The sequence below is a fragment of the Nocardia sp. NPDC004722 genome (genome assembly GCF_053601505.1).
In genome coordinates this window covers 1-9357 of record NZ_JBSGBY010000330.1, presented here as the reverse complement: position 1 = coordinate 9357, position 9357 = coordinate 1, and the positions used below count along the sequence as shown (strand labels likewise).

Sequence of the window (9357 nt, the reverse complement as noted above, 5' to 3'; positions counted from 1 at the left end):
ACCGGCGATGCCGCTCGCGCGCGAGGGCGTGGCCCGCGTACGCGACGGGGTGGCCCTGCGCACGACGGGTTGCCACAGCGTCGCCGATGCGTATTGCACGCAGGTAAACGCGGGTAACGTCGGCTTGTCGTGAGGTGGGAGAAAACTCTCGCCGCTTTCTCGCCGACGGTCACCGTCGCACGCCCGCCGTCGTTACAGACCGCCTATAGCGTTCCGCCGCATCGAGATCGAACCCGCCACCGGTCATTTCCCGGGGCGGGCGCAGTAGAGAGACGGAGCCATGACGCAGCAGATAGATCGCGCCACCGCCGCGCCGCCCGGTGCGAGCACCGGCGAGGGAGTGCACCGCCTGAAGGCCAATGCCATCGGTTTGCTCGGCGTGGTGTTCATGGCCATCGCGACGGCCGCGCCGATCACCGCCATGACCGGCAATGTGCCGTTCATGATCTCGGCGGGCACCGGCAAGGGCACGCCCGCGGCCTTCCTGATCGCCATGGTGGTGCTGGCGGTGTTCTCGGTCGGATTCACCGCCATGAGCAAGCACATCACCGCGACCGGCGCCTTCTACGGTTTCATCTCCTTCGGCCTGGGCCGCTCGGCGGGACTGGCCTCGGGGCTGCTGGCGACGTTCGCGTACATGGTGTTCGAGGGCTCGCTGGTCGGCATCTTCTCCAGCTTCGGCACCAATACCGTTGCGGCGCAGTTCGGCTGGCATGTGCCGTGGTGGGTGTTCGCGATCGTCATGCTGTCGATCAACGCGCTGGGCACCTGGTTCGGCGTGGCCGTGGCGGAGAAGTTCCTGGTCGTGCTGCTCGGCACCGAATGCCTGGTGCTGGCGATCATGGGTGTCGCGGTGGCGCTGCACGGTGGTGGGCCGCACGGCTTCCAGTTCGCGCCGCTGAATCCGGTCAACGCCTTCACCGGACCGTCGGCGGGCCTGGGACTGTTCTTCGCGTTCTGGTCGTGGGTCGGGTTCGAATCGACCGCCATGTACGGCGAGGAATCGCGCGACCCCAAGCGCATCATCCCCAAGGCCACCATGATCGCGGTCATCGGCGTGGGTGTCTTCTACGTGCTGGTGTCCTGGATGGCCATGTCCGGCAACGGACTCGACGAATCGGCCGCGCTGGCGGGCGGCGACAACCCGATGGACGTGTTCTTCCACCCCACCCAGACCTATGTCGGGCACTGGGCCGTCAGCGCCATGCAGTGGCTGATGATGACCGGTTCGCTGGCCTGCGGCATGGCCTTCCACAACTGCGCGGCCCGCTACCTCTACGCGCTGGGTCGTGAGGGCGTGTTCCCCGTGCTCAAGCGGACCGTCGGCCGCACCCACGCCAAGCACGGCTCGCCGCACATCGCGGGTCTGGTGCAGTCGCTCGTCGCGGTGCTGCTGGTCGCCGGTTTCGGGATCGCGGGCAAGGATCCCTACAACGGCACCTACACGCTGCTCGCGATTCTCGGCACCATGGCCATTCTGGTGGTGCAGGCCGTGTGCTCGTTCGCGGTGCTGCGCTACTTCCGCCGCAACCACCCCGAATCCCGGCACTGGTTCCGCACTTTCGCGGCCCCGCTCATCGGCGGTCTCGCCATGATCGGCGTGGTGCTGCTGCTGGTGACCAATATGGGTACCGCGGCGGGCACCGAGTCCGGGTCGCTGGTGCTCAAGGCGACCCCGTGGCTGGTGGCCGCGATCGCGCTGGGCGGCTTCGGTTTCGCCGAATACCTCAAGCGCCGCTCCCCCGACCGCTACGCCCTGGTGGGCCGGACCGTCTTGGAGGAGACCCACGAACGATGACATCCCGCCCGGCTGAGCCCCTCCTCACTCGGCCATGGCAACGGCCCGGCGCCTCTCGGCGGCCGGGCCGTCTTTGTTTGCTTCGATACACCGTGCACGTATCCGACGCCCCGCGGTGGCACCCTCGGAAAGTGCACGTTGCGGTTCGCCCCACGATGTCCCGAACAACCGAATCGGGTACCCGTGATTGATCACGAATCCCGTCCGGCCACAACGAGTGTCACCGTTGCCCGCGCGCGGCGCGAGCCCTGGGCGGGGGACGGCACGTCCGGTCGGCCGGTTGGCGCGGGAGGTCAGTCGATAGCCTGGCCGCATGCGCATCGTGATCGACGATCTGACCGGCCCGGACGTCCTCGGACTGCTGGAAGAGCACGTCGCGGAGATGCTCGCGAATTCCCCCGAGGACAGCATGCACGCGCTCGATGTCACGGCATTGCGGAAACCGGAGCTGACGTTCTTCTCCGCGTGGGAGGGCGACGCGCTGGCCGGGTGCGGGGCGATCAAAGAGCTCGATCCCACGCACGGGGAGCTCAAGTCGATGCGCACCACCGCGGCGTTCCGGGGGCACGGGGTGGGGTCGCTGTTGCTGCGGCATCTGCTCGACGTGGCCCGCGCGCGCGGATACCGGCGGGTGAGCCTCGAGACCGGCGCGTCGGAGTTCTATCTGCCCGCGGTACGGCTCTACGAGCGCTACGGGTTCGAGCACTGCGGGCCCTTCGCCGACTACACCGAGGACCCGCACAGCGTGTTCATGACCCGATCGCTACGGTGACGGCGCGACCCGGCGGCGGCGCCCGGCCAGATCGCCCAGCGCGATGACCGCGATCGCGAGAATCACGAAGGCGATGACCAGGAACACCAGTCCGACCGCCATCGAGCCATAGCCCTGCGAGCGCGGATCGATGAACGGGTAGGGATACCAGTCGACGATCGGACCGCGGATCAGGCTGTAGACGCCGTACACGATCGGGTACGCGAGCAGGACCGCGATCAACCGGGCGCTGACACCGAGCGCCACCGGGACCAGCAACCAGTCGGCGAGGGCGACCAGCGGGGTCACCCGGTGCAGGGTGTCGTTGGTCCACGGGTACGCGATACCGACATTGATCTTCTGCAGCAGCAGCGCGTAGACGACGCCGGTGATGAGGATGTACAGGGTCGCCGCGCAGCGGATGTACTGCCAGCGGCGGCCCTGCGGATCGGCCAGCGCGATCACCAGCCACACCGCGATGATGATCAGGTTGGACTGGATGGTGAAGTAGCTGAAGAAGTTTCCCACCGAGGCCGCCACCGGACCCAGATGCGTGACGCTCCACACCACGGCGGCGATGTCCAGCACCGCGACCGCCAGCAATAGCAACCGACCCCACAGCGGATGTACCGCAACGCCGTTCATCCCCCGATATTCGCATGCCGGACACCGGAAACGCGGACAATACGCCGATACCAGCATTCGGTGGGCAACCGCTGTTTCCGATCACGGGGCACACCGCGCCGACCGGCCCGGATCAACTCTTCGCTATCGTTGACGGTGCAATGACCAGGACCGCCGCCACCTCTCGCGAGCTTCGTTCCCGCCTGGCCGATCTCTCGATCCGCGACGAGCACCGTTTGCGTCGTCGGCTCGACAAGGCCCGCGGCAACGATCTCACCGATCTCGAAGCCGATATCGACGCCGCCCAGCGCCGGGTGGATGCCCGCCGGGCCGCCGTGCCCGCCATCGTGTACCCGGAGCAGCTACCCGTCTCCGCGCGCCGCGACGATATCGCGAAAGCCGTCGCCGACAACCAGGTCGTGATCGTGGCCGGTGAGACCGGCTCCGGCAAGACCACCCAGATACCGAAGATCTGTCTGGAACTCGGGCGCGGGATTCGCGGCACCATCGGGCACACGCAGCCGCGGCGACTGGCCGCGCGCACGGTGGCCGAGCGCATCGCCGAGGAATTGGGCACCGAACTCGGCGACGTGGTCGGTTATACGGTCCGCTTCACCGATCAGGCGTCGGACCGCACGCTGGTGAAGCTGATGACCGACGGCATCCTGCTCGCGGAGATCCAGCGCGATCGACTGCTGCGGCGCTACGACACGATCATCATCGACGAGGCGCACGAGCGCAGTCTGAACATCGACTTCCTGCTGGGATATCTGAAGCAGCTGCTGCCGAAGCGGCCGGATCTGAAGATCATCATCACCTCGGCGACCATCGACCCGGAACTGTTCGCCAGGCACTTCGCGGCCGAGAACGATACTCCCGCACCGATTGTCGAGGTGTCGGGGCGGTCGTATCCGGTGGAGATCCGCTATCGCCCACTGTCGCTGGAGCTTCCGGTCACCTCCGAGGATCCCGACGACGAGGACACCGAGATCGTCGACCGCGACCCCACCGACGCCATCGGCGACGCGGTGCGCGAGCTGCAGGCCGAGGGCGACGGCGACATCCTGGTCTTCCTCTCCGGCGAACGCGAGATCCGCGACACCGCCGACTCGCTGCGCGATATGCGCCTGCGCCACACCGAGATCCTGCCGCTGTACGCGCGGCTCTCGGCGGCCGAACAGCACCGGGTGTTCGAGCCGCACACCGGGCGACGCGTGGTGCTGGCCACCAACGTGGCCGAGACCTCGCTGACCGTGCCGGGCATCCGGTACGTGATCGACCCTGGCACGGCCCGTATCTCGCGCTACTCGATGCGCACCAAGGTGCAGCGGCTGCCCATCGAATCGATCTCGCAGGCGTCGGCGCGGCAGCGTTCGGGCCGCTGCGGCCGTGTCGCGGACGGTATCGCCATCCGGCTGTACTCCGAGGACGACTTCGAATCCCGGCCGCAGTTCACCGAACCGGAGATCCTGCGCACCAATCTGGCCGCGGTCATCCTGCAGATGACCGCGCTCGGGCTCGGCGACATCGAGAGCTTCCCGTTCGTCGAGGCCCCCGACGGTCGCGCCATTCGCGACGGCATCGCACTGCTCGAGGAGCTGGGCGCGCTCGCCCGCCCGGAGACGGAATCCGGTGCGCGCGGCGATATTCCGGACGCCGGACTGGTGTTGACCCCCATCGGCCGCGAAATGGCGCAGATCCCGGTGGACCCCCGCATGTCCCGCATGCTGGTGGAGGCCAACCGCGGCGGCTGCCTGGCCGAGGTCCTGATCATCGTGGCGGCCCTGTCCATCCAGGACGTCCGCGAACGCCCCGTCGAACACCAGCAGGCCGCCGACACCAAACACGCCCGCTTCATCGTCGAGGGCTCCGACTTCCTGTCCTACCTGCGCCTCTGGGACTACCTCCGAGAACAGCGCAACGCCCTGTCCTCCAACCAGTTCCGCCGCCTGTGCCGCGACGAATTCCTGCATTACCTCCGCATCCGCGAATGGCAGGACCTGCACGGCCAGCTCCGCACCATCACCCGCGGCCTCGGCTGGAACACCGAAGGCTCCGACGCCCAATTCGACCGCACCGCAGAGGATTCCGACAGCGACCGCAACACCCGCGGTGGCCGGAACCGGAATGCGCGCGGCGGCAGCGGATCTCGAGGCGGGCGCAACGAGGCACGGGGCGCCACATCAGGCGGCGGCAAGGCCGAGCTGGCCGAGAAGCTCGCCGCAAAGGCGGGCCTCGACAATGATTCGCTGCCTTGGGATGTGACGTCGATTCATCAGGCGTTGCTGGCGGGCATGCTGTCGCATCTGGGGGTGCGGGAGGCGGAGACTCGGGAGTTTCTCGGGGCTCGCAATGCGAAGTTCATGATCTTTCCGGGTTCTTCGCTGGCCAAGAAGCCGCCGCGGTGGGTGATGGCGGCGGAACTGGTCGAGACGTCACGGTTGTGGGGGCGGACGGCGGCTCGGGTGGAACCCGAGTGGGCCGAGCGGCTGGCCGGGGATTTGGTGAAACGCACGTATTCCGAGCCGCATTGGTCGGCCAAGCGGGGTGCGGCGGCCGCCTACGAGCGGGTGACGTTGTACGGCCTACCGCTGGTGACGCAGCGGCGGGTGGACTTCGGGCGCATCGATCCGGAGCTGTCGCGGGAGCTGTTCATCCGGCACGCGCTGGTGCAGGGTGAGTGGCAGACCAAGCACGCGTTCTTCGAACGCAACCGCGAATTGCTCGACGACGTCGCGGATCTCGAGCATCGGGCGCGGCGGCGCGACATCCTGGTCGACGACCAGGTGCTCTTCGACTTCTACGATCAGCGCGTCCCCGCCGACATCGTGTCGGTGCGGCACTTCGACAGCTGGTGGCGCACCACCCAGCGCAAGAACCCCGACCTGCTGGACTTCACCGCCTCGACCGTGGTGAACGAGGATGCGGCACTGCTGGATCCGACCGCCTACCCGGACCACTGGCGGCAGGGTGAGCTGACCTTCCCGCTCACCTACCAGTTCGAACCGGGCCAGGCCGACGACGGCGTCACCGTGCACATCCCCATCGCCCAGCTCGCCCACGTGCGCTCGGTCGGCTTCGACTGGCTGGTGCCGGGCATGCGCGAGGAGCTGGCGGCGGCCTTCATCAAGACGCTGCCGAAACAGTTGCGCCGCACCGTCGTTCCGGCCCCGGACTTCGCGAAGGCGGCGCTGGAACGGCTCACCCCGCGTGCCGAACCGCTGCGCACCGGCCTGGCGCGCGAGCTGTCACAGCTGGGTTCGGTCACCATCACCGCCGCGCATCTGGATCCGGCGGGCCTGCCGGATCACCTGCGCATGACCTTCGCCGCCGTCGACCCGTCCGGCACGCTCGTCGCCCGCAGCAAGAGCCTGGCCGAGCTGAAAACCAAGCTGGCCGCACAGGTTTCGAAGTCGGTGGCCCGCGCCAACAACGCCGCCGAACGCGCCCCCGCCGCGGTGTGGACCTCGGAATCGCTGGGCACCCTGCCGGCCTCGGTCAAACGCGAGGTCGCCGGGCAGACCATCACCGGCTATCCGGCGCTGGTCGCCGAGCCCCAGGGTGTGGCCGTGCGCGTGCTCAGCTCCCCCGCCGAGCAGGCCGCCGCCATGCGCGCCGGCACTCGCGCGCTGCTGCTGGGCGCGATCACCACCAATACCCGCGCCGTCACCGCGAGCCTGCGGCCCACCGATCGCCTTGCGCTGAGCCAGAATCCGTACGGTTCGCTCGACGCGCTGGTGGAGGACTGCCGTGCCTGCGCCGCCGACGAGCTCATCGCCGCCCACGGCGGGCCGGTGCGCAGTCCCGAACAGTTCAAGACGCTCGTGGAGAAGGTGCGGCCGCAATTCACCACGGCCGTGGCGAATATCGTGCGCGCGGTGGTCCCGGTGCTGGCCGAGGCACACCGGTTGCGTGCCGCCCTCGCCGAATCTCGCGATCGTGACGCGACCGACGATGTCACCCAGCAGCTCGACGAGCTGATCTTCGAGGGTTTCATCTCCGAATGGGGCAGCACGCGTTTACGGGAACTGCCCCGGTATCTGGATGCCGCGCGGCTGCGGCTGGAGGCGTTGCCCGCCTCCGCCAACCGCGATCGCGCGGGCATGGCCGAACTCGACCGCGTGCACGCCGCCTATGACAGGCTGGTCGCGAACCTGCCCGAGCATCGCCGGGGCGGGCGCGACATCCTCGAAATCTGGTGGATGATCGAGGAATTGCGGGTGAGCCTGTTCGCCCAGCAGCTCGGGACGCCGTACCCGGTCTCGGCCAAGCGGATCGAGAAGGCCATCGACGCGGCCCGTCGGCCGCCCCAACAGCAGCGCTGAGTGGATAAACCGAGCGGTCCGGCCCCGAATGATTCGGGGCCGGACCGGAAATCGGTATCGAACTCCGCGGCTATTCGGCGGTCGCGCCTACGGCGGTCTCGGCGCGGTGCGCGCGCAGATCCGCGATCTCGCGTTCGAAATCCTCGGCGGAGCTGAAGGATCGGTAGACCGACGCGAAGCGCAGGTACGCCACCTCGTCGAGATCGCGCAGCGGACCGAGAATGGCCAGACCCACCTCGTGCGAGGGGATCTCGGGGGAACCCTTGGCCCGCACCGCATCCTCGACCTGCTGGGCGAGCAGGTTGAGCGCGTCGGAATCGACCTCGCGCCCCTGGCAGGCCCGGCTGACGCCGCGCACCACCTTCTCGCGGCTGAACGGTTCGGTGACGCCGCTGCGCTTCACCACCGACAGAATCGCGGTTTCGACTGTGGTGAACCGGCGCCCACACTCCGGACAGGCACGACGCCTCCTGATGGCGCTGCCTTCCTCGGCTTCACGTGAGTCGACCACCCTCGAATCGGGATGGCGACAATACGGGCAATGCATCCGGGATCCTTCGTCGATGCCTGGGATCAGAAACCTCGAGCAATCTCGAGGATACCGTGACCGCGCCGGTTCGCGGCGTCCGCCCGGGTCACCCGGCCGGAATCAGGTGGTCACCTGCCATTGCGCGGTCATATCCGCGAGCAGATCCGGCAGCCGCTGGACCAGGCGGCCATTGCTCAGCATCACCGGGAACGGCACGGCGAGAACCGGTCTCGCGACGGCCGGGTTCGCGCACAGTTCCAGGTAGCGCGGCAGCAGGTCGTGGGTGATGTAGTTCCACCGCGTGTCGCGGTCGGCCCAGTTGAAGTCGGGCAGCGGGGCACGCAGCGACATGGCGCCCGCGGTGAGGGTGACGGGCGCGAAGACGCCGGGTGCGCGCACGCCCGGCACGGCGGCCTTGCCGCCCAGGGTGCTCACATACGTCATGACACGGCCCATGGATCCGCGGCCGTGCGAGGTGACGTCCCACTGGTCGGCGATGATCTGGTTCTGCTCGCGGTCCGTCATGCGCAGGGCGGCGTCGGCCAGCCCCGCACCGGTGCCGGTGGCCAGTTCCCGCCAGGCGGTGACGGCGTTGTCGTCGAGCACTCCGGCCCGGTACATCTCCTCGACCCCGGCCTGGCCGTCGGCGGCGTAGGCCTCGTGCATGGGGACCTGATCGATGAAGATGTGCTTCTGCATGATCATCAGCCGGGTCTGGTACCAGGCCAGATCCTCGGCGGTGAGCCGCTCTCCCTCGGTGCCGAGGGTCCGGAGGTCGGCGGGCAGCACATCCAGCAGCGGCGACGGGGTGTCGCGCAGCAGATCGGCGACCGTGCCGCCGACCTGGTGCAGGCCCGGCACGGCGAGGATCGACGCCACATCGCCCATGTCGAAGAAGCCCGAGGCGAACGACCCGCCCGCCAATCCGGCCAATCCGGTCCACCAGAAGTCCGGGTGGGAGTTGTTGAGCCGCAGGTAGTTCACGTAGACCTGGGTGAAGGTGCGGGTATTGGCCGCCACCCCGAGGCCGGGATCCCAGGTGGCCAGGTCGATATCGGCATTGCGGGTGGCGACCACCAGCCAGTACTGATGCAGCAGTGTCGCGTAGTGCCGCGGTTCGACACCGGCGGCCCGGGCCTGGTCGAGGGCGTCGCGCAGCACCGCCGGATCCAGCGGCAGTGCCGGGTTCAGGCCGCCGCCGCCCGTGCCGTCGCCATTGACCGACGGCAGATCCAGGTATGCGGCATAGGCTGATTCGGCGGGTGCGGCCGGAGCCGTCACCAGTCCGATCATCAGGCAGGTGAGGACCCCGGCCGTCCGTTCCTGCCGG

General features: G+C 68.4%; 7 protein-coding genes. 3 read left to right on the top strand and 4 right to left on the bottom strand.

Going from position 1 to position 9357, the window contains the following annotated elements; all coding sequences use genetic code 11:
• The first annotated feature begins 280 nt into the window (after positions 1-280).
• Positions 281-1798 carry an APC family permease gene (locus tag ACWELQ_RS27795; RefSeq protein ID WP_452399987.1) on the top strand — a complete coding sequence of 506 codons (1518 nt, stop codon included), beginning with the start codon at positions 281-283 and terminating at the stop codon, positions 1796-1798.
• Here ACWELQ_RS27795 and ACWELQ_RS27790 read toward each other — a convergent pair.
• On the bottom strand, positions 1728-1952 hold the full coding sequence (locus ACWELQ_RS27790) for a hypothetical protein (RefSeq protein WP_452399988.1): 225 nt from the start codon (positions 1950-1952) through the stop codon (positions 1728-1730). The two genes, ACWELQ_RS27795 and ACWELQ_RS27790, sit on opposite strands and share 71 nt — an antisense overlap.
• A gap of 159 nt (positions 1953-2111) precedes the next feature.
• Between ACWELQ_RS27790 and ACWELQ_RS27785 the strand changes: the two genes are divergently transcribed.
• Positions 2112-2570, top strand: coding sequence for a GNAT family N-acetyltransferase (locus tag ACWELQ_RS27785; RefSeq protein WP_452399986.1), 459 nt, complete (start codon positions 2112-2114; stop codon positions 2568-2570).
• On the opposite strand, the gene ACWELQ_RS27780 is transcribed toward ACWELQ_RS27785, so the two are convergent.
• On the bottom strand, positions 2562-3194 hold the full coding sequence (locus ACWELQ_RS27780) for a Pr6Pr family membrane protein (protein WP_452399985.1): 633 nt from the start codon (positions 3192-3194) through the stop codon (positions 2562-2564). The genes ACWELQ_RS27785 and ACWELQ_RS27780 overlap by 9 nt on opposite strands.
• Positions 3195-3334: 140 nt before the next feature.
• Between ACWELQ_RS27780 and hrpA the strand changes: the two genes are divergently transcribed.
• On the top strand, positions 3335-7498 hold the full coding sequence (gene hrpA / locus ACWELQ_RS27775) for an ATP-dependent RNA helicase HrpA (protein ID WP_452399984.1): 4164 nt from the start codon (positions 3335-3337) through the stop codon (positions 7496-7498).
• Between the two features lie 70 nt (positions 7499-7568).
• Here the strand turns inward: hrpA and nrdR are convergent, their stop codons facing one another.
• Positions 7569-8045, bottom strand: a complete 477-nt coding sequence (gene nrdR / locus ACWELQ_RS27770; RefSeq protein WP_452399983.1) for a transcriptional regulator NrdR — start codon at positions 8043-8045, stop codon at positions 7569-7571.
• 102 nt (positions 8046-8147) lie between these two features.
• A partial coding sequence (locus ACWELQ_RS27765; RefSeq protein ID WP_452399982.1) for a hypothetical protein occupies positions 8148-9357 on the bottom strand: 1210 nt, incomplete at its 5' end.